At 71.3% G+C, this 24,775-nt stretch carries 30 protein-coding genes and 1 riboswitch; of the genes, 6 read left to right on the top strand and 24 right to left on the bottom strand.

Annotated features, from left to right (window positions below; translation table 11 throughout):
• The first annotated feature begins 459 nt into the window (after positions 1 to 459).
• A complete protein-coding gene (locus tag RBH18_RS28585) occupies positions 460 to 1,620 on the top strand; it encodes an ABC transporter substrate-binding protein (RefSeq protein ID WP_306213399.1) in 1,161 nt (386 codons plus the stop codon).
• Between the two features lie 43 nt (positions 1,621 to 1,663).
• Here the strand turns inward: RBH18_RS28585 and RBH18_RS28580 are convergent, their stop codons facing one another.
• Together RBH18_RS28580 and RBH18_RS28575 are read right to left on the bottom strand one after the other, a co-directional pair.
• On the bottom strand, positions 1,664 to 2,482 hold the full coding sequence (locus RBH18_RS28580) for an ABC transporter permease (RefSeq protein WP_306213397.1): 819 nt from the start codon (positions 2,480 to 2,482) through the stop codon (positions 1,664 to 1,666).
• A gap of 58 nt (positions 2,483 to 2,540) precedes the next feature.
• A complete protein-coding gene (locus tag RBH18_RS28575; RefSeq protein ID WP_306213409.1) occupies positions 2,541 to 3,563 on the bottom strand; it encodes an ABC transporter substrate-binding protein in 1,023 nt (340 codons plus the stop codon).
• Between the two features lie 220 nt (positions 3,564 to 3,783).
• Between RBH18_RS28575 and RBH18_RS28570 the strand changes: the two genes are divergently transcribed.
• The 4 genes from RBH18_RS28570 (at position 3,784) to RBH18_RS28555 (ending at position 7,698) form a co-directional block, all read left to right on the top strand.
• Positions 3,784 to 4,533: an ABC transporter ATP-binding protein gene (locus RBH18_RS28570; RefSeq protein WP_306213395.1), complete on the top strand. Its 750-nt coding sequence runs from the start codon at positions 3,784 to 3,786 to the stop codon at positions 4,531 to 4,533.
• A 4-nt stretch (positions 4,534 to 4,537) separates the two neighbouring features.
• Complete coding sequence (locus RBH18_RS28565; RefSeq protein WP_306213394.1) at positions 4,538 to 5,470, top strand: LLM class F420-dependent oxidoreductase; 933 nt, start codon at positions 4,538 to 4,540, stop codon at positions 5,468 to 5,470.
• On the top strand, positions 5,467 to 5,775 hold the full coding sequence (locus RBH18_RS28560) for a cupin domain-containing protein (RefSeq protein WP_306213391.1): 309 nt from the start codon (positions 5,467 to 5,469) through the stop codon (positions 5,773 to 5,775). Before RBH18_RS28565 ends, RBH18_RS28560 begins: the two co-directional genes overlap by 4 nt.
• Before the next feature lie 81 nt (positions 5,776 to 5,856).
• On the top strand, positions 5,857 to 7,698 hold the full coding sequence (locus tag RBH18_RS28555; protein WP_306213389.1) for a hypothetical protein: 1,842 nt from the start codon (positions 5,857 to 5,859) through the stop codon (positions 7,696 to 7,698).
• A gap of 84 nt (positions 7,699 to 7,782) precedes the next feature.
• Here RBH18_RS28555 and thiC read toward each other — a convergent pair whose 3' ends face one another.
• The 9 genes from thiC to RBH18_RS28510 form a co-directional block, all read right to left on the bottom strand.
• Entirely contained in the window at positions 7,783 to 9,363 is a 1,581-nt protein-coding gene (gene thiC, locus RBH18_RS28550; RefSeq protein WP_306213386.1) for a phosphomethylpyrimidine synthase ThiC, read from the bottom strand.
• Positions 9,364 to 9,419: 56 nt separating this feature from the next.
• On the bottom strand, positions 9,420 to 10,172 hold the full coding sequence (gene thiD / locus RBH18_RS28545; protein ID WP_306213384.1) for a bifunctional hydroxymethylpyrimidine kinase/phosphomethylpyrimidine kinase: 753 nt from the start codon (positions 10,170 to 10,172) through the stop codon (positions 9,420 to 9,422).
• Entirely contained in the window at positions 10,169 to 10,729 is a 561-nt protein-coding gene (locus tag RBH18_RS28540; protein ID WP_306213382.1) for a thiamine phosphate synthase, read from the bottom strand. The genes thiD and RBH18_RS28540 overlap by 4 nt, the downstream gene beginning before the upstream one ends.
• The gene (locus RBH18_RS28535) at positions 10,723 to 11,469 is read right to left on the bottom strand and encodes a thiazole synthase (protein WP_306213380.1); all 747 of its coding nucleotides are present in this window, start codon (positions 11,467 to 11,469) and stop codon (positions 10,723 to 10,725) included. The genes RBH18_RS28540 and RBH18_RS28535 overlap by 7 nt, the downstream gene beginning before the upstream one ends.
• A gap of 2 nt (positions 11,470 to 11,471) precedes the next feature.
• The gene (gene thiS, locus RBH18_RS28530) at positions 11,472 to 11,672 is read right to left on the bottom strand and encodes a sulfur carrier protein ThiS (RefSeq protein WP_306213378.1); all 201 of its coding nucleotides are present in this window, start codon (positions 11,670 to 11,672) and stop codon (positions 11,472 to 11,474) included.
• A complete protein-coding gene (thiO, locus tag RBH18_RS28525) occupies positions 11,669 to 12,676 on the bottom strand; it encodes a glycine oxidase ThiO (protein WP_306213376.1) in 1,008 nt (335 codons plus the stop codon). The genes thiS and thiO overlap by 4 nt, the downstream gene beginning before the upstream one ends.
• Positions 12,673 to 13,299, bottom strand: a complete 627-nt coding sequence (thiE, locus tag RBH18_RS28520) for a thiamine phosphate synthase (protein ID WP_306213374.1) — start codon at positions 13,297 to 13,299, stop codon at positions 12,673 to 12,675. The genes thiO and thiE overlap by 4 nt, the downstream gene beginning before the upstream one ends.
• A riboswitch (TPP riboswitch) is annotated at positions 13,293 to 13,403 on the bottom strand. Its footprint overlaps the gene before it by 7 nt.
• A 45-nt stretch (positions 13,404 to 13,448) precedes the next feature.
• On the bottom strand, positions 13,449 to 15,104 hold the full coding sequence (locus RBH18_RS28515) for an ABC-F family ATP-binding cassette domain-containing protein (RefSeq protein ID WP_306213372.1): 1,656 nt from the start codon (positions 15,102 to 15,104) through the stop codon (positions 13,449 to 13,451).
• A 31-nt stretch (positions 15,105 to 15,135) separates the two neighbouring features.
• Positions 15,136 to 15,744, bottom strand: a complete 609-nt coding sequence (locus tag RBH18_RS28510) for a class I SAM-dependent methyltransferase (protein WP_306213370.1) — start codon at positions 15,742 to 15,744, stop codon at positions 15,136 to 15,138.
• 74 nt (positions 15,745 to 15,818) lie between these two features.
• On the opposite strand from RBH18_RS28510, the gene RBH18_RS28505 reads away from it, so the two are divergent.
• Positions 15,819 to 16,460 (top strand): hypothetical protein, encoded by a 642-nt coding sequence (locus RBH18_RS28505; protein ID WP_306213368.1) that lies wholly within the window; start codon positions 15,819 to 15,821, stop codon positions 16,458 to 16,460.
• Here RBH18_RS28505 and truA read toward each other — a convergent pair.
• The 13 genes from truA to secY form a co-directional block, all read right to left on the bottom strand.
• Entirely contained in the window at positions 16,440 to 17,264 is an 825-nt protein-coding gene (gene truA / locus RBH18_RS28500) for a tRNA pseudouridine(38-40) synthase TruA (protein WP_306213366.1), read from the bottom strand. The genes RBH18_RS28505 and truA overlap by 21 nt on opposite strands.
• A 65-nt stretch (positions 17,265 to 17,329) precedes the next feature.
• Positions 17,330 to 17,920 carry a 50S ribosomal protein L17 gene (gene rplQ / locus RBH18_RS28495; RefSeq protein ID WP_306213364.1) on the bottom strand — a complete coding sequence of 197 codons (591 nt, stop codon included), beginning with the start codon at positions 17,918 to 17,920 and terminating at the stop codon, positions 17,330 to 17,332.
• 31 nt (positions 17,921 to 17,951) lie between these two features.
• Positions 17,952 to 18,974, bottom strand: a complete 1,023-nt coding sequence (locus RBH18_RS28490) for a DNA-directed RNA polymerase subunit alpha (protein WP_015619022.1) — start codon at positions 18,972 to 18,974, stop codon at positions 17,952 to 17,954.
• Between the two features lie 82 nt (positions 18,975 to 19,056).
• Entirely contained in the window at positions 19,057 to 19,683 is a 627-nt protein-coding gene (gene rpsD / locus RBH18_RS28485) for a 30S ribosomal protein S4 (protein WP_306213362.1), read from the bottom strand.
• Positions 19,684 to 19,699: 16 nt separating this feature from the next.
• Positions 19,700 to 20,107, bottom strand: coding sequence for a 30S ribosomal protein S11 (rpsK, locus tag RBH18_RS28480; RefSeq protein ID WP_014440747.1), 408 nt, complete (start codon positions 20,105 to 20,107; stop codon positions 19,700 to 19,702).
• Between the two features lie 17 nt (positions 20,108 to 20,124).
• Positions 20,125 to 20,505 carry a 30S ribosomal protein S13 gene (gene rpsM / locus RBH18_RS28475; RefSeq protein WP_305786137.1) on the bottom strand — a complete coding sequence of 127 codons (381 nt, stop codon included), beginning with the start codon at positions 20,503 to 20,505 and terminating at the stop codon, positions 20,125 to 20,127.
• A gap of 188 nt (positions 20,506 to 20,693) precedes the next feature.
• Positions 20,694 to 20,810, bottom strand: coding sequence for a 50S ribosomal protein L36 (gene rpmJ / locus RBH18_RS28470; RefSeq protein WP_305786136.1), 117 nt, complete (start codon positions 20,808 to 20,810; stop codon positions 20,694 to 20,696).
• Positions 20,811 to 20,895: 85 nt separating this feature from the next.
• Entirely contained in the window at positions 20,896 to 21,117 is a 222-nt protein-coding gene (infA, locus tag RBH18_RS28465; protein WP_007073013.1) for a translation initiation factor IF-1, read from the bottom strand.
• 238 nt (positions 21,118 to 21,355) lie between these two features.
• On the bottom strand, positions 21,356 to 21,886 hold the full coding sequence (locus RBH18_RS28460) for a DUF1707 SHOCT-like domain-containing protein (protein WP_306213193.1): 531 nt from the start codon (positions 21,884 to 21,886) through the stop codon (positions 21,356 to 21,358).
• A gap of 14 nt (positions 21,887 to 21,900) precedes the next feature.
• The gene (locus tag RBH18_RS28455; RefSeq protein WP_306213191.1) at positions 21,901 to 22,281 is read right to left on the bottom strand and encodes a DUF1707 SHOCT-like domain-containing protein; all 381 of its coding nucleotides are present in this window, start codon (positions 22,279 to 22,281) and stop codon (positions 21,901 to 21,903) included.
• Between the two features lie 27 nt (positions 22,282 to 22,308).
• Positions 22,309 to 23,160, bottom strand: a complete 852-nt coding sequence (gene map, locus RBH18_RS28450) for a type I methionyl aminopeptidase (RefSeq protein WP_306213190.1) — start codon at positions 23,158 to 23,160, stop codon at positions 22,309 to 22,311.
• A gap of 6 nt (positions 23,161 to 23,166) precedes the next feature.
• Positions 23,167 to 23,820 (bottom strand): adenylate kinase, encoded by a 654-nt coding sequence (locus RBH18_RS28445; protein ID WP_015619013.1) that lies wholly within the window; start codon positions 23,818 to 23,820, stop codon positions 23,167 to 23,169.
• Between the two features lie 74 nt (positions 23,821 to 23,894).
• Positions 23,895 to 24,775, bottom strand: an 881-nt coding sequence (gene secY / locus RBH18_RS28440) for a preprotein translocase subunit SecY (RefSeq protein WP_306213186.1), incomplete at its 5' end; no start/stop codon positions are given.

Below are 24,775 nucleotides of genomic sequence, written 5' to 3'. Positions count from 1 at the left end.
GCTGATCATCTCCGCATCTCGTCGTCCGCCCGGATGCGGGAAGCGGGCCCACCGGACCCCCCGCGGCAAGGCACGTGCCAGACCCGGCACGGCCGCGATTTCATCAGAGTCGGCAACCGTTTGGGAAGTCCGCGACCGTCCGGAATGAGCGTTCACGAGCCGGAGACAATGGTCCGAACGGATCGACAATCGACACACAGTAGGTGTTGACGTGCGCAAATGTGACGACAGCAACGCAACGTATCGGCGCAGTGACACTTATGCATCAAGATTCCAACCACTATGTGGGATGAACGTCCCGCGCGAGGCTCTCGGCGCGGCTTGACCAGCAACCCTCACGTTGGCAAGGTTTCTCGCGATCGGACGGACGCCCTGTCCGTGTTGGCACGGTCCAAACCGGACAACGTGGCCCTGGCAGATCGCAGGAAACCCGTGCAGCGCCTTTGAGGAGGCACCCCAGTGAGGCTCCCCCGTCGCCTGACGGCGTCCGTCGCCGCATCGGCGCTCGTCATGTCCGCACTCGCGGGGTGCGACTCGGGCAGCGACTCCGGCGCGAAGACCGACGTCGTGATCGGCGCCGACCTGGCGTCCAGCGATCCGGTCGACGCGGCGTACGCCCGCGCCCTCCAGCTGCGCGTCGAGCAGATCAACGCGTCGGGCCAGCTCCCCGCGCACAACCTCGTGCTGCGCATCCTGGACAACGGCGGCGACCCCCGGGCCGCCGTGCCCGACGTCGGGACCCTCGCCGCGGACTCCTCGGTGGCCGCGTTGATCACCGGCTCCTGCAACGAGTGCACGGCCAACTCGGCCAAGACGATCAGCGACCAGAAGATCCCGGCCATCGCGCTGGCGACGGCCGACGGCCTCACCACGCCGATCGCGAGCCACCGCTATCTGTTCAAGCTCGGCCCCAACAGCGCCGACAGCACCGCCGTGCTGACCGCCGAGCTGGTGCGGGCCAAGCAGGAGAAGGTCGCGATCCTCTACGCGAACGACCTGTACGGCAAGAAGGCCGACGAGCAGATCGAGCCCCTGCTCAAGAAGGCGGGCATCGACATCACCGGCCGCGCCGCCATCCGCCCGGAGTCCACGGACGTCACCGCCGCCGTCACCGGCCTGCTCGAGGAGGAGCCCGGGGCGCTGGTGGTCCTGACCGGTCCCGAGCAGGCCACGCTCGCCGCGACCAAGGCCAAGGCGGCGCAGTTCCCGGGCCGCATCTACTTCGACGCGGCGGCCGCCGGCGACCTCTTCCTCTCGCCGCAGGCCGCCGCGGCCACGGACGACACCACGATGGTCTTCACCCAGACCCTGGCCATCGACGACGTCATCGCGACCACGCCGGCGAAGGCCGCCCGCAAGCAGTGGTTCCGCGACTACACCGCGCGCTACGGGTCGTACTCGGGAGTGGCGGCCTTCGCCGCCGACGCCGTCTCGCTGATCGCCGACGCGGTGGCCCGGGCCGGCAACGACCGGGAGCAGCTGCGCGACATCCTGGAGACCTCGCAGACCGACGGCCTCTCCGGCCCGATCCGGCTGACCCCCGACAACCACTCGGCGCTCATGCCGCAGGCCCTCACCCTGCTGGTCGCCCGCAGCGGCCGCTGGCGGCTGCTGAGCTGACAAGGGCGGGGGACGTCCACGCGTCCCCCGCCCCCGGGGAGCCTCAGCGGGTCGACGTGGTGGCCCGCACCCAGGGCAGTGCCAACCGCTCGACGAGCGCGAGCAGGTAATAGAGCACGATGCTGGCCGCCGCCAGCAGCACGATCGCCGCGAAGGTCGCCGCGGTGTCACCCTGGCCGCTGGTCTGCACGATGATCATGCCGAGCCCCGACTCGCCGTACTGCATCTCGCCGACGACGACGCCGATGACGGCCAGCGGCATGGCGACCTTGAGCCCGACGAAGATCTGCGGCAGCGCCGCGGGCAGCCGCACCCGCCAGAAGGTCTGGGCCCAGGAGGCGGTCATGGCCCGGGCCAGCTCGGCGAGGTCCGCCGGGGTGCTGGTCAGGCCGGTGGCCGTGGAGAGCACGATCGGGAAGAAGCACACCATGAAGGCCATCGCGAGCACCGGCGTCTTCCCGTAGCCGAACCAGATCAGCATCAGCGGGGCGAGCGCGACCTTGGGTACGGCGTTGAAGGCCACCAGCAGCGGCGCGAACATCCGCTCGAAGGGCCCCCAGGCGGCGATCGCGACGCCGAGCAGGACGCCGATCACCACGGAGATTCCGAAGCCCTCGACCGTGGCGACGGTGGTGTGCCAGGTCTCCTGCACCAGGACGTCCGGGTAGCGGCCGAAGCCGTCGGCGACGTCCGGCGGGCCGGGCAGGATGACGTCGTTGATGTCGAAGACCACGGTCGCGGCCCACCAGGCGCCGACGGCGACGGCGAGCCCGAACAGGGGCCACAGCAGGGTGGTCAGCGGGGAGCGGCGGCGGGCCGCCGGAACGGGAGCCGCCGTGGGGGCGGTCGCCAGATCGGTCATGTCGGTTTCCTCCCGAACGGGGCCCGCCGGGCTCGGCGGACCCCGCAGCGGATGCGGATCAGGCGTTCGGCACCAGCGAGAACGTGATGACCTGCTCGGGCGTCAGACCGGCCGGGATCTGGCCGGCACCCTGCAGGATCGCGATACTGCGCGCGACGCGCTGGCTGTCGAGCGCGCCGACGGGTACGCCGGACGCCTCCGACTTCACGAACGGGCCCATCAGGGTGAGCTCGGCGGCGGCCGCCTTGGCGTTGGCCGTGGCGACGTTCTTCTGCAGGATCGTGCCGGCCTCGTCCGGGTTGGTGATGCTGTCCTGCAGCCCCTTGAGCAGGGCGTCCGTGAACTTCTTGGTCTTGTCGGGATTGTCCTTGGCGTACTTGCTCGAGGTGATCAGCACGTTGCCGTACAGGTCCTGGAGCACGTCGCTGTAGGGCAGGACGACCGGCTTCTTACCCTTGGAGACGGTCTCGGCGGTCGGCGCGCCGACGACGAACTGCCCGATGGCGTCGGTCTGGTGGCTGGCCAGCGTGCCGAAGAGCGTGGTCGCGTTGCCGTTGACGAAGGTCACCTTCGACGCGTCCACCTTGGCCAGCTTGGCGTACGTCGGGAAGAGGTTGCGGACCACGGAGCCGGGGGTGTCCGCGATCTTCTTGCCCTCGAGGTCCTTGGGCGTGGTGATGCCGTAGCCCTCGAGCGACATGACCGCCGCCATGGTGCGCTGCTGGATCGCGGCGACGGCGGTGAAGCCCTCGACCTTGGCGGCGTTGTTGGCGCCGCCGGCGGCGAGGAGGCCACCGGTGAGGTCGATCGGCGTGAACGCGGCCTGACCGCCGACGATCGCCTTGATGTTCTCGAGGCTGCCGTTGCCGGGCTTGATCTCGACGTCGAAGCCGGCGTCGCGGAAGTAGCCCTTGTCCTTCGCCACGTACGCGTACGAGTCGCGGCCGAAGTTGCCGAACGACGTGAGGTACGTGACCTTCTCCAGGGACTGCGATCCGCCGGAGCTGCTCGAGCTGGTGTCGTCCCCGTCGTCGCTGCAACCGGCTGCGGCGGCGAGCGTCGTGGCCAGGGCGGCGGCCATGAGCGTACGGGTGAATGTCCTTCTTTGCACCGTATTCCTTCCCAACGAGGGGGGTCGGGTCGTGTTCAGTCGAACTCGCCGCGTAAGCGTAGGGGAACTTCGGCGAGTCATCGATGACTGGTACGGATCGGTGACCATCGTGGACAGGTCGATGGCGACAGAGCACTCTTGAGTGGCTACAGTGGCAGCCGCAACGGTCCGATCTTCGCGGGAGCGCAGGATGATCAGCCTCAGCAGCGTGTCGCGGACCTTCACCGGACGATCGGGCACTGTGGAGGCTCTGCGCGGCATCGATCTGACGGTCGCCGATGGCGAGTTCGTGGCCGTCCTCGGCCGCTCGGGCTGCGGAAAGTCCACCCTGTTGCGCTTGATCGCCGGGCTGCTGCCGACGACCGGCGGCGAGATCACCGTCTCCGGGGAGCGGATCACCAAGCCGCGCCGCGACATCGCGATGATGTTCCAGAAGCCCGCGCTGCTGCCCTGGCGCACAGTGCTGGACAACGTCCTGCTGCCGGTGCAGATCTTCGGGTGGAAGAAGGCCGAGCACCGCGCGCGGGCCGACGAGCTTCTGGCCTTGACGGGCCTGACCGGCTTCGAGAAGCGATTGCCGCACGAATTGTCCGGCGGGATGCAGCAACGGGTGGCCCTCTGCCGGTCGCTGATCGCCAACCCGCGGGTGATGCTCATGGACGAGCCGTTCTCCGCCCTCGACGCGCTGACCCGCGAGGAGCTCTCCGGCGAGCTGCAGCGCGTGCACATGGAGCTGGGCACCACGATCGTCTTCGTCACCCACTCGATCGACGAGGCCGTGCTGCTCGCCGACCGGGTCGTCGTGCTCAGCCCCCGGCCGGGCCGGATCCGCCAGGTGCTCGACATCGACATCCCCCGCCCGCGCACGCTGGGCCGCGGCGCGCACCTCGAGGACGTCGCGCGCAGCAGCGCCGAGCTTCACGAACTGCTGATGGCCTGAGCCGATGCGCGTCAGCCTCTTCATCGAGCCGCACCGCGGCGCCACGTACGACGACCAGCTCCGCCTCGCCCGGCACGCCGAGGACGCCGGCTTCGAGGGCCTGCTGCGCGCCGATCATTATCAGTCGATGGGCGCCGACCCGGGCCTGCCCGGCCCCACCGACGCCTGGCTGACCCTGGCCGGCCTGGCCCGCGAGACCACGCGGCTGCGGCTCGGCACTCTGGTCAACTCGGTGACCTTCCGCCCGCCCGGGCCGCTGGCCATCATGGTGGCGCAGGTCGACGCGATGAGCGGTGGCCGCGTCGAGCTGGGCATGGGCGCGGGCTGGTTCGAGCGCGAGCACCTCAGCTACGGCATCCCCTTCCCCCCGGTCGGCGAGCGCTTCGACCGCATGGCGGAGCAGCTGGAGATCATCACCGGCCTGTGGGCCACGCCGGAGGGCGCCACCTACTCCTTCGACGGCAAGCACTACCGGCTGCTCGACGCGCCCGCGCTGCCCAAGCCCGTGCAGCGGCCCGGCCCGCCGGTCATCGTCGGCGGCAAGGGCCCGAAGCGCACGCCCGACCTGGCCGCCCGCTTCGCGGACGAGTACAACGTGCCGTTCAAGTCGGTCACCGAGACGGCGGCGGCTTTCGACCGGGTCCGGGCTGCCGCGTTCCGGTACGACCGGAAGTCCCCCGTCCTCTCCGCGGGTGTGGTGGCCGCCGTCGGTCGCACCGCGGCCGACGTGGCTCGCCGCGCGGCTCCCCTGCACGTCCCCAGCGCGCTGCCGCCCGAGGATCCGGTCGAGGGCAGCCCGGCCGAGCTGGTCCAGCGCATCGGCGAGCTGGCGGGGATCGGCGCCACCCGGATCCACCTCCGCATGATCGACATCCACGACCTCGACCACGTCGACCTGATCGCCGCCGAGGTCCTGCCCCAGGTGCGTGACTTGTGACCTCCGAAGAGCTCGGACCCGTCGGCCAGGAAGTGCTGCTCGACAACGAGCGCGTCCGCGTCTGGCACGTCAAGCTGGCGCCGGGCGAGACGCAGCCGCTGCACCACCACGGCCTGCCCTATGTCGTGGTGGCGGTCGCGGGCGCCAAGCATGTGATCCACACCATCGACGGCAAGCGGATCGACATCGTCGAGGAGACCGGCGACGTCGTCTACCGCGACCTCGGCCAGACTCACAAGCTGACCAACGTCGGTGACACTGTGTATATCGGCCGCATCATCGAACTGAAGGCCGGCTTCGAGTAGAACCAAGCTCGATTTTGGCGAGTCTTAAGAACGGGCGTCCGGACTGGCGGTCACCGGTGCCGGTTCCGTAACGTGCCGGGCATGGCATTTCGGACCTGGGCCAAGGCGTTGTCCGCCACCGTCGGTGTCGGCGCGCTCGTCGGCGCGAGCGAGCTGGGGATGGCCTACGGGCTGGGCGTCGTGCGGCTCACCCGCGTCGTCGACGTCACCACGCGTGATCAGTGGACCGCGCAGCTGGCCTGGGTCGTCTGGTTCCCGATGATCGCCGCGGCGGCCGGGGCCCTGGCGGGCGCGACCCTGCTGCGTCGCTGGTCACCCTCGACCCGCATCGGCGTACGCGCGGAGGTCGCCCTCTCCTTCGCCGCCGCCCTGGGCGCCGCCGTCATCGTGCCGCTCACCATGCAGCCGGCCCGCACCGCCCGCATCGCCGGCGTCGACCCCGTCGTGGTGATCGCCATCTGCACCGGCATCGGCGCCCTCGTCGGTGTCTTCGCCGCGTGGGCGGCCCTCGCCCAGCGCGTCGCCCGCTGGAGCCTCGCCACGGTCACCGCCACGATCTGGGTCGTCGCCCTCGCCTCGGTGGCGCCCTCGCTGGCCCCGAGCGACCCGCTCCCCGCCGTGCGCCTCGGCGTCCTCGACATCGCCGCCCTCCCCACCGACCGCACAGCCCTGGCGACCATGCCGGCCCTGGCCCTGGTCATCGGGCTGATCCTCGGCATCATCGCGCGCCGGCGCGGCCTGTCGATGCTCACGATCGCCCTCGCCGGCCTCCCCGGCCCGGCGCTGCTGACGGTGTCTTACCTGGTCGCGGGTCCCGGCGCGGGCGCCGACCACTACCAGATGACGCCCTACTGGGCGGCCATGACCGCCACCGGCGCGGGCGTCCTCGGCTCGGTCCTGGCCGCGGTCCTCCGCCGCCCGCCCGCCGAAGAGGACGATTCCAAGCCCGCCGCGGCCACGCCCGCCACCCCACCGGCGACGCCCGCCGATGCCCCCGCCACGCCTGCCGGTGCACCCGCCACGTCCGCCGGTGCGTCCGGGAGGCCCGCCGGCGCATCGCCCGCCGGCGCATCGCCCGCCGGCGCATCGCCCGCCGGCGCATCGCCCGCCGGCGCATCGCCCGCCGGCGCATCGCCCGCCGGCGCATCCGTCAGGCCGGACGACACGCCCGCTGCCGGAAGCAAGGGCCCGGCACCGGTCGACACCGGCGTCATCGACCTTCCGGCAACTCCTCGCCCGCAGCCCCCGGCCGCCGCGCCGGCGAACGCCCCCGCGCGGTCGCCTCTCCCGCCTGCCGGCCCGGCCGCACAGTCCCCCCAGCGCGCCGACTCGCCGACCCAGGAGCTGGGCGCCACTCCCCCGGCCACCCCGCGCCGCCGGGGCAGCGTGGCGGACGCCTTCCGAGGCCGCACCGGCGAGTTCCCGGTCCGCGGCCAGCACCCCGCCTCGGCTCAGCACCTCGGCTCGGCCCAGCAGCCCTTGGCGATGTCACACCCCAGCTCGGCCCAGCAGCCGTTGCCGGTGCAGACCTCCGCCTCCCACCAGAGCGCGGCGCCGCGCCCGGTCCCGCACGGCCGCCCTGGCCAGCCCCTGACGCCGGAGCCCCCGCGGATCAGCGCACCCATCCCGGAGCCGCGCGTCAGCGCCCCGATCACCCAGCCCGAGCCCCGCATCAGCGCGCCCGTCCCTCAGCCCGAGCCCCGCATCAGCGCGCCCGTTGCTCAGCCCGACCCCCGCAACAGCGCCCCTGTCCCGGCGCAGGAGCCGAGGATCAGCGCCCCGATCCCCGGCCCCGACGGCACGATCCCCGAGCCGCCCGGCCCGGCGCAGCCCGAGAGCAAGGGCCTCTTCGGCCGCGGCCGCCGCAAGAACGCCCGCAAGGAGGAGGACTACGCCGACTGGGTCAGCGGCCTCGGCAAATAGAAGGCCCTCGACGAACGCAAGCCGGAGCCGCCCGGCCAGCGCAGGGCGCGCAGGTGCGGGCTGCCCGGCCAGCGCAGGCCGGCGTCACTCGGCCAGGGGCAGATACACCTTGCCGCCGGAGCTCACGAACTCCTCGCTCTTCGACGCCATGCCGCGCGCCGCGTAGTCCTTCAGCTCCTGGGTGATCTTCATGGAGCAGAACTTCGGGCCGCACATCGAGCAGAAGTGTGCGGTCTTCGCGGGCGAGGCCGGCAGCGTCGCGTCGTGGTAGGAGCGCGCGGTCGCGGGGTCCAGCGCCAGGTTGAACTGGTCCTCCCAGCGGAACTCGAAGCGCGCCTTCGACAGCGCGTCGTCCCACGCCTGCGCGCCCGGGTGCCCCTTGGCCAGGTCCGCGGCGTGGGCGGCGATCTTGTACGCGATCACGCCCGCCTTCACGTCGTCCCGGTCCGGCAGCCCGAGATGTTCCTTCGGCGTCACGTAGCAGAGCATCGCCGTCCCGAACATGCCGATCATGGCGGCGCCGATGGCCGAGGTGATGTGGTCGTACGCGGGGGCGATGTCGGTCGTCAGCGGCCCGAGCGTGTAGAACGGCGCCCCGTCGCACAGCTCCTGCTGAAGGTCGACGTTCTCCTTGATCTTGTGCATGGGCACGTGGCCGGGCCCCTCGATCATCACCTGGACGCCGCGCTCCCGGGCGACCCGGGTGAGCTCGCCGAGCGTCCGCAGCTCGGCGAACTGGGCCTCGTCGTTGGCGTCCGCGATCGACCCGGGCCGCAGCCCGTCGCCGAGCGAGAACGTCACGTCGTACCGGGCCAGGATGTCGCACAGCTCGGCGAAGTTCTCGTAGAGGAAGTTCTCGCGGTGATGCGCGAGGCACCAGGCCGCCATGATCGAGCCGCCGCGGGAGACGATGCCGGTGACCCGCGCCACCGCGAGGGGTACGTAGCGCAGCAGCACGCCCGCGTGCACGGTCATGTAGTCGACGCCCTGCTCGCACTGCTCGATGACCGTCTCGCGGAAGATGTCCCAGGTCAGCGCGACGGGGTCGCCGCCGACCTTCTCGAGCGCCTGGTAGATCGGCACGGTCCCGATCGGCACGGCCGAGTTCCGGATGATCGCCTCGCGCGTCTCGTGGATGCGCTTGCCCGTGGAGAGGTCCATCACCGTGTCGGCGCCCCACTGGGTGGCCCAGGTCAGCTTGTCGACCTCCTCCGCGATCGAGGACGTGACGGCGGACGTGCCGATGTTGGCGTTGACCTTGACCAGGAAGCGCGCCCCGATGATCATCGGCTCGATCTCGGGGTGGTTGATGTTCGCCGGCAGCACGGCCCGGCCGGCGGCGATCTCGTCCCGGACGAAGGTCGGTTCGACGCCCTCCCGGATCGCCACGAACTCCATCTCGTCGGTGACGATCCCGGCACGGGCGTACGCCAATTGCGTCGGACGCTCCCCGGCCAGTGGTGTGCCGGCGCCCGCGACCGGGGCGACGTCACCCCGGGCGGCGATCCACGGCCCCCGCAGCGGCGGCAGGCCGACGGCCGGATCGGACCCCGGGCCCGACGTGTCGTAGAGCCGCACCGGCGGGTTGTCGCCGGTCAGCGGGACCTCCGCGAACGGCACCCGGATGTCCGGCCGGGACCCCTCGACGTACACCTTGTTCCTCATAAATCCTCCCAAAAAGGGCACCCTCGGGACGGAGTCGTCCCTGACAGGGGCAAAACTCAGGTGAAGTGGTGCAGCGGGCCCGGCCCGGCGCCGAGCTTCCAGTCGCGGCCGCCGGCGAGCGCCCGCGCCACGTACGACTTGGCGAACGTCACCGCGGCGACCAGCTCGTCGCCCAGCGCCAGCCGCGCGGCGATCGCCGACGAGAACGTGCAGCCGGATCCGTGATTGTTGCCACTGGCCACGGCCTCTCCCCGCAGCAGCGTGGTCCGGCCGTCGACGTGCAGCGCGTCCACGGCGGACTCGCTGCCGGTGACAACCACCGCGCCGGCCGAAGCGAGATCCCGGGCGGCGTCGGACATCTCCGCGACCGAGGCGACCCGGCGGGAGAGCAGGGCGCCGGCTTCCTCCCGGTTCGGCGTCAGGACCCGGGCGTACGGCAGCAGCGGCGCCAGGGCCACGACGTTCGACAACCGGCTCCCGCTCGTGGCGACCAGGACCGGATCCACGACCAGGTGCGGCAGCCGCTCGGCCCGGTCCACGATGACCCGCGCCACGGCCGCGTCCGCCACCATGCCGACCTTGACCGCCGCCACCTCGAAGTCGTCCAGCACCGCGTCGAGCTGCGCCGCCACGATCTCCGGCGGCACCGGGTGCACGGCGGTCACCCCGAGCGTGTTCTGCGCGGTGATCGCCGTGACGACCGACACCCCGTACGCCCCCAGCGCCGCGAATGTCTTCAGGTCCGCCTGGATCCCGGCGCCCCCGCCCGAGTCCGATCCCGCGATCGTCAGCACCACCCGCGGCGTCACGGGCCCACCGCCTCGGCCAGCGCCCCGGCGACCCGCCCCGGATCACGCGCCCGCATGATCGCCCCGAGCACAGCCACCCCGGCAGCCCCGGCGGCGTGACAGGCGGCAGCCCGATCCGGCGAGTCGACGCCGCCCAGGGCGAGCCACGGCTTGGATCCCGCCAGCCGGGCGGCCTCGGCGACGCCCAGTGGCGGCCCGTACCCCGGCTTGGTGGCCGTGGGGAAGATCGGCGAGAGCGTCACATAGTCCTCATCGGACAGCGGCTCTGTTCCGTGCCACGAGCGCCCGACCAGCGCCACGTCGTCGACCGCAGGGTCCGTCGACGACAGGTGGACGGCGTTGCCACCCAACGGATCCGGGCCCGCGACGATCACCCGGCCCGGCGCCACGGCACGCAGTTCCGCGGCGAGGGCGGCGCGGTCGCCGTACGGAAGGTCACGCTCCCGCAGCACGACCCACGACGCACCGCCGCGGACCGCGGCCCGGACCACCGGCACCAACGGCCCGGCGGCAAGCCGCCGATCGGTGAGCACGACGACGCCCGCCGGGGTCACCACTGCGGCTTCCCGGCGTCCGATGTGGACGCCAGTGCGTGATAACGCCGGGGAATCCGGCCGGCCCCGAAGGCGAGCCGCCCCGCCTCGACGGCATGCCGCATCGCCGAAGCCATCCGCGCCGGATCCTCCGCCCGGGTCACCGCGGAGGCGATCAGGACGCCGTCGCAGCCGAGCTCCATCGCCAGCGCCGCGTCGGAGGCCGTGCCGATGCCCGCGTCGAGAATCACCGGCGCGGTGACGCTGTCGCGGATGAGCCGGATGTGGTGCGGGTTCGAGATGCCCAGGCCCGAGCCGATCGGCGCGCCCGCGGGCATGACGGCCGCGCACCCGGCGTCGGCGAGCCGGCGGGCCAGGATCGGATCGTCGCTCGTGTAGGCCAGGACGCCGAAACCATCGGCCACCAGGATCTCCGCCGCCCGCAACAGCTCGACGCCGTCGGGCAGCAGGGTCCGCTCGTCGCCGATGACCTCGAGCTTGATCAGGTCCGTCTCGAACGCGTCGCGGGCGAGCCGCGCCGCCTTGACCGCGTCGGAGGCCGTGTAGCAGCCGGCGGTGTTGGGCAGGACACGCACTCCGAGCCGGTCGAGCAGCGGCAGCAGGCCCGGGCCGGCCGCGTCGATGCGGCGCAGCGCCACGGTGACCATGTCGGTGCCCGAGGCGACGATCGCGGCCTCGAGCGCGGCGAGGCTCTCGGCGCCGCCGGTGCCCAGGATGAGCCGGGAGTCCTTGAAGATCTCCATGGTCAGCCTCCCTGGGCCGCGGTGAGGATCTCCACCTTGTCGCCCTCGCGCAGCACCGCTCCGGACCAGGCCGAGCGGGGTACGACCTCGCCGTTCACGGCGACGGCGACCCCGCGCCGGGCCTCGGTGACGCCGGCGACGAGCCCCTCGACGGTGCTGGTGGCGGCGACGCTGGTGGCGCTGCCGTTGACGGTGACGTTCACGCGAACCTCCCGGGTGCGAAGGGGGCGAGCATCGGATCGGCCTTGCCGGTGACGACCAGCTCGGCGACCAGGTCGGCGGTGACCGGCGCGAGCAGGATCCCGTTGCGGTGGTGCCCGGCCGCGACCACGACGTCCGGCCGGAGCTCGCCGAGCAGCGGGGCGTTGTCCGGGGTGGACGGCCGGTGCCGCACGACCGTCTCGGTCAGCTCGCACTCGGCCAGGTCGGGGACGAGCTCGACGGCCGAGCGCAGCAGCTCCAGCACCGCCCCGGCGGTCACCGAGAAGTCGCCGCGCTCCTCCTGGGTGGCGCCCACGACGATCTCGCCGTCGGCGCGCGGGACGAGGTAGACGTGCCGGCCGTCGACGTACCCGTTGATCACGTGCCGGAGCAGGCCGGGCTCGCCGCGCAGCCGCAGCACCAGGCCTTTCACCGGCCGGACGGGCAGGCCGGTGAGCGCCGCCGTGCCGAGTCCCGCCGCGACGACGACCCGGCCGGGCGGCAGTTGCGCCAATTGCCCGGCGCGGACGGACCCCCGCATGAGCCGGCGCAACGCGGCGACAACCCGCCGGGGATCGACCTGGTGGTCACCCGCGACGAACGCGCCGCCCCGGATTCGCGGCGTCAGTGCCGGTTCGAGGGCCCGCAGCTCGCTCGGCACCCGACCGGCCGCACCCCGCCACTCGCGTTGCGCGACGGACAGGTCATCGCTGGTCAGCGCCACGGTCAGGGCACCCGTCGCGTCGTAGCCGAGGTCCATCCCCGACTCCCGCGCCAGCTCCTCCGCGAAGGCCGGCCAGCGGCGCGACGACTCGAGCAGCAGCTCAGTCAGCGCCTCCTGACCGAACGAGGTCTCCCCCGCCGGCGCCAGCATCCCGGCCGCGGCGTACCAGGCGGCGTCGGCATCCCCGCCGTCGTACACAGTGACCTTCGTCCCGTGGCGCTGCAGCCGCCAGGCGATGCTCAACCCGATGATGCCGCCGCCGACCACGACGACGCCGGTCACGACAGGGCCTTGAGCAGCTGCTCGACGGCCTCGCCGGGATCGGGGGCGCTCGCCACGGCACCCACCACCGCCACGCCGTGCGTCCCGGCGCGCACCAGCTCGCCGGCATTCGCGACGGTGATGCCGCCGATGCCGACCACCGGGGTCCCCGGCACCGCACGCGCCACCGCGCCGACCCGGTCCGGGCCGAGCGGCGCGGGCAGGCCGAGCTTGGTCACCGTCGGAAAGGCCGGACCCACGCCGAGGTACGTAGCCCCCGCCGCCACCGCCGCCCGGGCGTCATCGCCGTCGCGGCACGTGGCGCCGATCACCGCCGCCGGGCCGAGCACCCGCCGGGCAGCCGGGACGCTCAGGTCGTCGGCACCCACGTGACCGCCGTCCGCCCCGACCGCCAGCGCGATGTGCAACCGATCGTTGACCAGGCACATCACCCCGGCGGGGCGGCAGATGTCGATGATCTCGACGGCCAGCTCGTACGCCGCCCGGTCGCTCACGTCGTCCTCGACGCGCACCTGCACGGCGAGCCGGCCGGGCACGCCGAGCCGCACGGCCGCACCGACCGCCGCCGTGACAACGGCCACCGGATGCGCACCGGTCACCACATGGAGACGAGGAAAGTCCACAACACGCTCCTCCCTGCGCCGGCATGACCCGGATCAGGTTCGACGGTCGGGGGCTACGAAGCCCCCCTCTCAGCCCGGTGCACCGGACTCCCGTGGGGTTGTTCCGTCTCGGACACTAACCCCGGCGCGTCGTCTCCGTAAAGCCCCGCCTACCGCACGTCCCACACCGGCTCGGGGGTCTCCACCACCTCGCCGTCCCCCTGGAACAGCACGAACCGGTCGAAGCCCCGCGTGAACCAGCGGTCGTGGGTGACAGCGATCACCGTCCCCTCGTACGCCTTCAGGCCCTCCTCGAGCGCCTCCGCCGACGCCAGGTCGAGGTTGTCCGTCGGCTCGTCGAGCAGCAGCACGGTCGCCCCCGACAACTCGAGCAGCAGCACGAGGAAGCGCGCCTGCTGACCGCCGGAGAGCGTGCCGAACCGCTGGTCGCCCTGGGCCGACAGCTCGTACCGGTTGAGGGCCTTCATCGCGCCCGCCCGATCCATTCCGGACCGGTGCTCATCGCCGCGCCACAGGATCTCGACCAGCGTGCGCTCCAGCAGCTCGGGCCGGTCGTGCGTCTGCGAGAAATGGCCCGGCCGGACCCGGGCACCGAGCCGCGCCACGCCGTTGTGCGAGACATGGGCGAGCGGCGCGCCGTCGACCGGCTTGTTGTCGACGTCCGGGGCCGTGCCGCCGGCCGCCAGCAGCCGGAGGAAGTGCGACTTGCCCGTACCGTTGGCGCCCAGCACCGCCACCCGGTCGCCGTACCAGATCTCCAGGTCGAAGGGGAAGGTGAGATCCTCCAGCTCCAGCCCGGTGCAGATCACGGCCCGCTTGCCCGTACGCCCGCCGCGCAGGTTCATCCGCAGCGACTGCTCCTTCGGCGGCAGCGGCGGCGGTCCCGCCTCCTCGAACTTGCGCAGCCGCGTCTGGGCGGCCTGGTAGCGCGACGCCAGCCCGTCGTTGTAGGCGGCCTTGTTCTTGAGCGTGAAGACGAGCTCCTTGAGCTTCTCGTGCTCCTCGTCCCAGCGTCGGCGCAGCTCCAGCAGGCGGCTGTGCCGATCGGCGCGCGCCTCGTGCCAGGAGGCGAAGCCGCCCGGATGGGTCCACGCGCCGCCGCCCTCCACGGCCACGACCCGGTCCGCCGTCTGGGCCAGCAGCTCCCGGTCGTGCGAGACGAAGAGCACCGATTTCGCGGACTCCCGCAGCCGCGCCTCCAGCCAGCGCTTGCCCGGCACGTCGAGGAAGTTGTCCGGCTCGTCGAGCAGCAGCACCTCGTCGCTGCCGCGCAGCAGCAGGTCGAGGGCGAACCGCTTCTGCTGGCCGCCGGAGAGCGTGCGGACCGGCCGGGAGCGCACCTGGTCCCACGGCTTGTCCAGGATGGACACCGCGACCGTGTCGAAGAGCACCTCGGCGTCGTAGCCGCCCGCCTCGCCCCAGCCGGCGAGCGCGTTGGCGTACGCGATCTGCGTCTTCTCCGATTCCGGCGCGGCCTCCAGCGCCGCCGTGGCCGCCGCCAGCATGGCGCCGGCCCTGCCGAGCGCGGGGACGACCAGCGACAGCGCCAGGTCCTCGAGCGTCCGGTCGTCGCCGATCATGCCGATGAACTGCCGCATGACCCCGAGCCCGCCGACCCGCGCGATCGCACCCGCCGGTGCCGCGATGTCGCCGGCGACCATCCGCAGCAGCGTGGTCTTGCCGGCGCCGTTCGGCCCCACCAGGGCGACCTTCTTCCCCTCCCCGACCCGGAACGACACGTCGGAGAAGAGCACTCTTCCGTCCGGCAGCACGAACTCGACCCCGGCGACATCCACATAACCCACGCGGACATGGTCCCCGGTCCGGGGCCGCTGGTCAGCTTGTTTTCCGGGTCACTTTCAACACACGGAAGCCGCGCTGGCTCGCCGTACGCGTGACCTCCCAGCCCTGCTCCTCCAGCCAGGTGTGCAGCGAATCACCGCCGAGGTTGCGGTTGATCACCAGCCACGCGACGCCCTCCGGAGCCAGCCGGGGCAGCCACCGCGCCATCAGCTCGCGCAGCTCGGCCTTGCCGATGTGGGTGGGCGGGTTGCTCCAGATCTGATCGAAGACAGCCTCGCCCGGCACCTCCTCCGGAGCGGCCACCCGCACCCGGTCGCCGAGGCCCAGGGCCGCCGCGTTCTCCGTGGTGAGGGCGCGGGCCCGGGAGTTGACGTCGATCGCGTACACGGTGGCGCCCGGCGCCTCGGACGCGAGCACGCACGTGATCGGCCCGTAGCCGCAGCCGATGTCCAGGAACGTGCCGCCCTCGCGCGGCAGATCGCCCTTGCGCAGCAACACGGCCGTGCCCGGGTCCAGCCGCCCGGACGAGAAGACGCCCCGGGAGGCGGCGAGGGTGTACTGCCGGCCGCCGACGCCGAACTCGATCTGCTCGCGGGTCTCGGGCACCGCGGGCTCGGCACTGAAGTAATGGTCGGCGCTCACCCTGTCAGTCTCCCCTGTCTCGGCGCGCACCTGGTGTGCGCCGGTCGACCACCGTACCGGCCTAGTTTCGGCCCATGCCAAGCGGTGGCCGCACCCGACCCGCCCACCGCGCCTCCGGGCCGCGGCACGGCATGCCGCCCTCCCCCGAGGTGCGGGAGGCGCCGCACCTGTTGCTCACCGGGCTCGCCTCGCTCATTCTCACCGCGATCGTGGCGCTCGTCGGCTTCTTCGTCGTCGCCGAGAGCACCCGCAGCCGCGCGGCCGTCCGCACCCCAGCCCCCGGACCGCTCACGGTGGCGGACGTCTTCGCCTCTTCCCCGTACGCCATGGAGCTGTCGCACCGGGACGCCGACTGTGCCTCCGCGGTGACCGGCGAGCTGTCCACCGTACTGAGGGACAACGCCTGTTCCCAGGTGGTGCGTGCGGCGCTCGAATCGCCCCACGGCGACTACCGCGTGACCGCCGGCGTCTTCACGCTCGCCGACGCGGCCGGCGCCCGCGACACCGCCGACCGGGTCCAGATCCTGGTGGAGCACGGCCGGGGCGGGTTCGGACAGCTGCTCGGGCCGCCCGGTCAGGCCTCCTGGCAGCCCCGGGGGCAATACCTGCTCTACTGCGTGATCTCACGCCCGGACGGCGGAGTCGTGCCCGACGGCGATCCGGACGCCGGACGGATCACCTCGGAGCTGCTCACGTCACTCCTCGGCAGTGCGTAGCCGGCGGGTGGCGTCGGCCCGGTCCGCGTACTCGGCCTCGTTCGGATAGCCCACCTCGACCAGCGTGAGCCCGTGCGCGGGGGCGACCGTCACCTCGCTCGACCGCTCCCGTAGCGTCAGCAGCTTCGCCGGCCAGCCCGGGTCCCGCCGGCCGTCGCCCACGGTCAGCATCGCCCCGACCAGGCTGCGCACCATCGCCTGGCAGAACGCGTCGGCCCGCACGGTGGCCACGGCGACCCCGTCCGGATCGCGCCGCCAGTCGAGGCGGGTGATCGCGCGGATCGTGGTGGCGTGCTCCTTGCGCTTGCAGAAGGCCGCGAAGTCGTGCAGCCCGACCAGCCCGGCCGCCGCCTCGTTCAGCCGGCCCAGGTCGAGCGGGCGGACCCAGCCGAGCGTGTCGTGGCGGCGCAGCGGGTCGGGGCCGTACGGGGTGTCGGCGACGCGGTACTCGTACCGGCGGAAGGTCGCCGAGAAGCGCGCGTCGAAGGAGCCCGGAACCTCGGTGACCGCCTTGACCCGCGCGTCCGGCGGCATCAGGGCCGCCAGGCGACGCAGCAGCGAGGCCTGCAGGGTCTCCCACAGCTCGGTGGGCAGGTCGATGTGACACACCTGGCCGCTGGCGTGCACGCCGGCGTCGGTGCGCCCGGCCACGGTCAGCCCCAGCTCGGCGTCCGGCCCGGCGAGCCGGCGCAGGGCCTCCGTCAGGACCCCGGCGACCGTACGACGCGTGGGCTGCGCCGCCCAGCCGGAGAAGTCGCCGCCGTCGTACGAGAGATCCAGCCGCAGCCGGGTCGTCTCCGTCACTTGTTCCTCCCATGGGAACGGCCCGGCACCCCGCGCGGGGGTACCGGGCCGTCGAAAAGCCGTGATCAGGCCTTGGTGTCTTCGCCCTCGGCCTGGTCGCCCGGGCCCTCGGCACCCTTGTCGCCGGAGGCGTTCACGGGAGCCTCGGCGTCCTGGTCACCATCGGTGTCGGCCTTGGCCTCGACCGGCGCCGACGTGGCCGGAGCCTCGTCCTCGCGGGCCAGCGCCTCGACCTTGTCCTGCTGCGCGGCGGCCTTGCGGGCCGCCTTCTTCGCCGGCGCGGTGGTGGCCGCGACCTCGAGCTCCTCGACCAGCTCGATGACGGCCATGGGAGCGGCGTCACCCTTGCGCGGGCCGGTCTTGGTGATCCGCGTGTAGCCGCCCGGGCGGTTGCCGTAGCGGGGCGCGATCTGCTCGAACAGGGCGTACACGACGTCCTTGTCCTTGATCGTGCCGAGCACCCGGCGACGGGCGTGCAGGTCACCGCGCTTGGCCTTGGTGATCAGCGTCTCGGCCAGCGGACGCAGGCGCTTGGCCTTGGTCTCGGTGGTCTTGATCTTGCCGTGCCGGAAGAGCTCCGTGGCCAGGTTGGCCAGCAGCAGCTTCTCGTGCGCCGGGCTGCCGCCGAGGCGGGGACCCTTGGTGGGCGTAGGCATTTCCGGTTGCTCCTAATTCAGGCCGGACAGCTCAGAGCTGCTCGGTCTCGCGGTAGTCGTCGGTGTCGTAGTCCACGTCGCCGAACGAGTCGACCACGTGCGCCGGGTCGAAGGACGGCGCGCTGTCCTTGAGGCCCAGGCCCATTCCGGCGAGCTTCATCTTGACCTCGTCGATCGACTTCTGACCGAAATTCCTTATATCCAGAAGGTCGGCCTCCGTCCGCCCGATCAACTCGCCCACCGTGTTGATGCCCTCGCGCTTGAGGCAGTTGTACGACCGGACGGTGAGGTCCAGCTCCTCGATCGGCAGGGCCAGGTCGGCGGCCAGCTGGGCGTCCTGCGGCGACGGGCCGATGTCGATGCCCTCCGCGGTCTCGTCCAGCTCGCGGCAGAGGCCGAACAGCTCGACGAGGGTCGAGCCGGCCGAGGCCAGCGCGGTGCGGGGCGAGATGGACGCCTTCGACTCGACGTCGATGATCAGACGGTCGAAGTCGGTGCGCTGCTCGACACGGGTCGCCTCGACGCGGTAGGTCACCTTCATGACCGGCGAGTAGATCGAGTCGACCGGGATGCGGCCGATCTCGGCGCCGGCGCTCTTGTTCTGCGCCGCCGTGACGTAGCCACGGCCCCGCTCGACGGTGAGCTCCATGTCGAGCCGGCCCTTGCTGTTGAGCGTGGCCAGCTTGAGGTCGGGGTTGTGCACGGACACGCCGGCCGGGGGCTGGATGTCACCGGCGGTGACGTCGCCCGGGCCCTGCTTGCGCAGGTACATGCTGACCGGCTCGTCGTGCTCGGAGCTGACGGTGAGCTCCTTGACGTTCATGACCAGCTCGACCACGTCCTCCTTGACACCGGGGATCGTGGTGAACTCGTGCAGGACGCCGTCGATCTTGATGCTGGTGACCGCCGCGCCCGGGATGGACGACAGCAGGGTCCGCCGCAGCGAGTTGCCGAGGGTGTAGCCGAAGCCCGGCTCGAGCGGCTCGATGGTGAACCGGGAGCGGGTCTCGCTGAGCGTCTCCTCCGAGAGGGACGGCCGCTGGCTGATGAGCACGCTGTTCTTCTTTCTGTCAGGCCACCCGCTATTTGATGGCCATCGGTGTTGCCCGGCGCCCGCGAGGGCGCCGGGCACCTTGTTACTTGGAGTAGAGCTCCACGATCAGCTGCTCCTGGACCTGGGTGTCGATGACACCGCGGGCCGGGAGCGTGTGGATCAGGATCTTCATCTCGCTCGGGATCGGCTCCAGCCACGCCGGAACGGGGCGCGAACCGGCCTGGGCCTGCGCGACGACGAAGGGGGTCATCTCCTTCGACTTCTCGCGGACCTGCACGATGTCGTGCTCCTTGACCCGGTACGAAGGAATGTCGACCTTCACGCCGTTGACCAGGAAGTGACCGTGCTTGACGAGCTGACGGGCCATGTCGCGGGACGCGGCGTAGCCGGCCCGGTAGACCACGTTGTCCAGCCGCGACTCGAGGATCTGCAGCAGCACCTCACCGGTCTTGCCGGGCTTGGTGACGGCCTCCTCGTAGTAACCGTGGAACTGCTTCTCCAGCACGCCGTAGGTGCGGCGGGCCTTCTGCTTCTCACGGTGCTGGAGCAGGTACTCCGACTCCTTGGTGCGGCCACGGCCGTGCTGTCCGGGCGGGAAGGGCCGGGACTCGAACGGGCACTTCGGGCCATCGCACTTGCTGCCCTTGAGGAACAGCTTCATCTTCTCGCGGCGGCAGCGCTTGCAGTCCGCCCCTGTGTAACGAGCCATCTTCTCTCTCTATCCCTCAGACCCGGCGGCGCTTCGGCGGACGGCACCCGTTGTGCGGCTGCGGCGTGACGTCGGAGATCTGCCCGACCTCGAGGCCGGCGGCCTGCAGCGAACGGATGGCGGTCTCCCGGCCGGAGCCGGGGCCCTTGACGAACACGTCGACCTTGCGCATGCCGTGCTCCATGGCACGACGGGCGGCCGCCTCGGCGGCCAGCTGCGCGGCGAACGGGGTCGACTTGCGGGAGCCCTTGAAGCCCACCTGGCCGGACGAGGCCCAGGAGATGACAGCACCGGTCGGGTCGGTGATCGACACGATGGTGTTGTTGAAGGTGCTCTTGATGTGCGCCTGCCCGTGGGCGACGTTCTTGCGTTCCTTGCGCCGGACCTTCTTGACTGCGGCCCCTGCGCGTGCCTTCGGTGGCATAAGTCAGTGCGCTCCTGTTACTTCCGACCGGGCTTCTTCTTACCTGCAACCGTGCGCTTCGGGCCCTTGCGCGTACGCGCGTTGGTCCGGGTGCGCTGACCCCGCACGGGGAGACCCCGGCGGTGGCGGATGCCGGCGTAGCAGCCGATCTCGACCTTGCGGCGGATGTCCGCGGCGACCTCGCGGCGCAGGTCACCCTCAACCTTGAAGTTGGCCTCGATGTAGTCGCGGAGCTGGACCAGCTCCTCGTCCGTGAGGTCCTTGGCGCGCTTGTTCAGGTCAATCGCGGTGGCGGTAAGCGCCTCGACGGCACGGGTGCGCCCGATGCCGAAGATGTAGGTGAGCGCGATCTCCATCCGCTTCTCGCGGGGAAGATCGACGCCGACGAGTCGTGCCATAAGTGGGCTAACTCCTCAGATGTCTCACGGAGGTCTGTGCCCGGACCACCCCGCCTGCCCGGGCGGGCCCCGGCCTCCGACCGGGGGTGGGACCGCACGTCATCGACACGTCATGGAACGACATCTCGCTGACCGCGGCTGGAACGGGCTTGTGCATGTGGTACGGATCTGGCAGAGCCAGGCTGGGATCAGCCCTGGCGCTGCTTGTGACGCGCGTCGGACTTGCAGATGACCATGACGCGGCCGTGCCGCCGGATGACCCGGCAGTTGTTGCAGATCCGCTTGACGCTCGGCTTGACCTTCACGGTTTGCCTTAACTCTCAGTCGGACGGGAACAGATCCCCGCGACCCCGTTGCAAGAAGCTTCCCCGGCACTCGGGCCGGGAAGAATCACTTGTAGCGGTAGACGATGCGCCCACGGGTCAGGTCGTACGGCGAAAGCTCGACGACGACCCTGTCCTCGGGAAGGATGCGGATGTAGTGCTGCCGCATCTTGCCGGAGATGTGTGCGAGCACCTTGTGACCATTGGCGAGCTCCACGCGGAACATGGCGTTCGGCAGGGGCTCGATCACTCGGCCTTCGATCTCGATGGCTCCGTCTTTCTTAGGCATGTCCTCCGCTACCTGACATCGGGTTCTTGGGGCAAGCTCACAGTGTTCATCCCGATTCCTCGGATCGCCGAGGGTCCGGACCAGCCGCGGCTCCGGCTGCTCATCAGAAGCGCTTGATGACATGCCGGAGTGGACGCTGTGCGCCAGCTAGCCAGTGTACGCGCGCCCTCGCATCGACACCAAACCGAGCCCCTCGTAACCCGGGGTCGGGTGTGTCGGACCACGGACAAACGGCGCTTCAGGGGGCAATCTTCCCCGGATGCCCGTCCTTCGCGGCCTTCCGGTCCAGCTTCGCGGCCCGCTTGCGCGCCTTCTTCTCGGCCTGCCGGCGGGGCGTGCCGTTCGCCAGCCCCGCGACCGTCTGCCAGGTGAGCGCCGCGCCCCACGGCCCGGCGACCCAGATCGGCCAGAAGTAACTCAGCTCACCGCTCCCGACGACGGCAACCACCCAGATCACGACCATGATGGCGTTGACCGAGACCCAGCTCCCCCAGATCTCGGCGAGCCAGCGCGTGGTCAGCTCCCGATCCGTGCGCGGGTCCAGGTGCCGCTGCGCCACCGCCTCGGGCTGCCGGGGCGCGGGCAGGGCGGCGGCCGGCAGATCCTCGACCAGCTCCGCCAGCTCCCCGTAGGTCTTGGCCGCGTAGGCGCGCTGCAGCCGGTCGTCGTACTCGTGCAGCTCCAGACGCCCCTCGTCGAGCGCCGCCCGGAGTTGATCCGCGACGGCCTGACGATCCCCGTCGCCGGCCCGCATCCGCTCGCGCTCCATGTCGCCCCGCCCGCTCAGTGGCCCTGGCCGCGGAGGCGCCCGAGGAAGCCCCAGACGAGCGGGATCAGCATCCAGGCCGGCCACGGATACTGCCAATGGCCCGAGCCGAGGCTCGACAGCAGCCAGATGACGACGCAGACCACGACCACGCCCGCGTAGCCGGTGAGATAGGGCGGGCGCCGCGCCGGGGCGGCCCGGAGCGGCGGGGAGGGCACGACGGCGGGCAGATCGGTGGTCACGGTTTCCAGCTCGCCGTACGTCTTGGCGCCGTACACGCGCTGCAGACGCTCGTCGTACTCGTGGAGGTCGAGGCGACCCTGATCGAGCGCCTCCTTGAGCCTGGCGGCCGCTGCCTCACGGTCGTCGTCGCCGGCCCGCATCTCCTCGCGCGTCATGGCCTCCAGCATGCCACTCCGGCGCATTTACTCCGAGTGCGAGCTAACGGGCTGCTTGGCCGTCACGAGGTCGCCCAGACGCGCACGGCCGCCGTCCGGCGCCGTGGTCACCCAGACGCCGTCCTCGAGGATCGCCATCGTGTGCTCGACGTGCGCGGCGATCGACCCGTCCCGCGTGACGACCGTCCAGCCGTCCGACAGCTCGGCCGTCCGCGGCGAGCCCATGGTGATCATCGGCTCGATGGCCAGCGCCATGCCGGGGACCAGCTTCGGCCCCTTGCCCGGCTTGCCGTGGTTGAGCACGTGCGGGTCCTGGTGCATCTCGGTGCCGATGCCGTGGCCGCCGTAGCCGTCCACGATCCCGTACCGGCCGCCCTTGCGCACCGTCTTCTCGACGTTGAACGAGATGTCCGTCAGCCGGCCCCGGCCGTTGGCGGCACCGCGCGCCGCGGCGGCGATGCCGGCCCACATCGAGTCCTCGGCCACCTCGGCCATCCGCAGCAGCTGCGGGTCGGTCTCGCCGACGCCGACCGTGATGGCCGAGTCGCCGTGCCAGCCCTCGAGGATCGCGCCGCAGTCGAGCGAGATGAGGTCGCCCTCGCTCAGCACCTGCTCGGCCGACGGGATGCCGTGCACCACCTGGTTGTTGACCGAGGCGCAGATCGAGGCCGGGAAGCCGTGGTAGCCCTTGAATGACGGGACCGCCCCGGCATCCCGGATGACCTTCTCCGCGATGGCGTCGAGCTCGGCCGTGGAGATGCCCGGCGCCACCGCCTCGCGCATCGCCTGCAGCGCGGCGGCGACGACGAGGCCGGCCGCGCGCATCAGCTCGATCTGCTCGGGGGTCTTCAGCTGGATGTCCAGCTGCTCGCGGCGCATGCTTGCTCAGCCTCCGTACGACCGCAGCGCGTCGATCGCGCGCACGGTGACGTCCTCGACCGGTCCGGTCGCGTCGATGCCCACCAGCTTGCCCTGGGCGCCGTAGAAGTCGACCAGGGGCGCCGTCTTGTCCGCGTACTCCACGAGCCGGTTCGCGATCGTCTCGGCCCGGTCGTCGTCCCGCTGGAAGAGCTCGGAGCCACACCTGTCGCAGATGTTCTCCTTGCTCGTGGGGTCGAACTCCACGTGCCAGATCTTCCCGCAGCCCCGGCAGGTCCGCCGCCCCGACAGCCGCCGGATGACCTCGTCGTCGTCGACCACCAGCTCCATGACCAGGTCGAGCGCCGTGCCGAGGTCGGCCAGCAGCTTGTCGAGCGCCGACGCCTGCGGGACGGTCCGCGGGAAGCCGTCCAGCAGGAAGCCGTCGGCCGCGTCGGGCTCGGCGAGCCGGTCCCGGACCATGTTGATGGTCACCTCGTCGGGGACGAGATTCCCGGCGTCCATGTACCGCTTGGCCTCGAGACCCAGCGGCGTGCCCTGCGAGACGTTGGCCCGGAAGATGTCACCGGTCGAGATCTTCGGTACGGCGAGATGGGCAGCGATGAACTCAGCCTGGGTCCCCTTGCCGGCCCCCGGAGGGCCCACCAGTACCAGCCGCACCTACATCGCCTCGCTTCGGTGAGAACGAGCCTCGCAAACCTTGGACGCGAGAGCCCCCCGGCTCCGCGCCCCCACTACCGGAGGAACCCTTCGTAGTTCCGCTGCATCAGCTGGCTCTCGATCTGCTTCACCGTCTCCAGACCCACACCCACCATGATCAGCACCGCGGTACCACCGAACGGGAAGTTCTGGTACTGCTGGCTGTTCAGCCAGATGAAGAAGAAGTTCGGCAGGACCGAGATCAGGCCCAGGTAGAGCGCACCCGGCAGCGTGATCCGGCTCAGGATGAAGTCCAGGTAGTCGGCGGTCGGCTTACCGGGCCGGATGCCCGGTACGAACCCACCGTACTTCTTCATGTTCTCCGCGACCTCGGTCGGGTTGAACGTGATCGAGACGTAGAAGTACGTGAAGAAGATGATCAGCAGGAAGTACGTCGTGATGTAGATCCAGTGGCTCGGGTTCGCCAGGTTGTTCTGGATCCACTGCTGGTAACCCTTGAGGTTGTTCGGGTCGAAGAACTGCAGGTACAGCTGCGGCAGGTAGAGCAGCGACGACGCGAAGATCACCGGCACGACGCCGGCCTGGTTGACCTTGAGCGGGATGTACGTCGAGGTGCCGCCGTACATGCGCCGGCCGATCATGCGCTTCGCGTACTGCACCGGGATGCGGCGCTGCGCCTGCTCGATGAAGACGACCGCGCAGATGACCAGCAGCACGAGCGCGATGACGAGCCAGAACTTGCCCCAGCCGCTGCTCTCCTTGATCGTCCAGCCCTCACCGGGGAGGCGGGCGGCGATCGAGGTGAAGATCAGGACGGACATGCCGTTGCCGACGCCGCGGTCGGTGATCAGCTCGCCGAGCCACATGACCACGCCGGTGCCGGCCGTCATCGTGACGATGAGCATGACCAGCGTCAGCCACAGCGGCAGGCCGGTGTTCTCCGGGATGATCTGCA

The sequence above is a fragment of the Actinoplanes oryzae genome, from assembly GCF_030757795.1.
Lineage (GTDB): Bacteria > Actinomycetota > Actinomycetes > Mycobacteriales > Micromonosporaceae > Actinoplanes.
The sequence above is the reverse complement of the archived record's forward strand: the minus strand, read 5'-3'. Positions and strand labels throughout refer to the sequence as shown.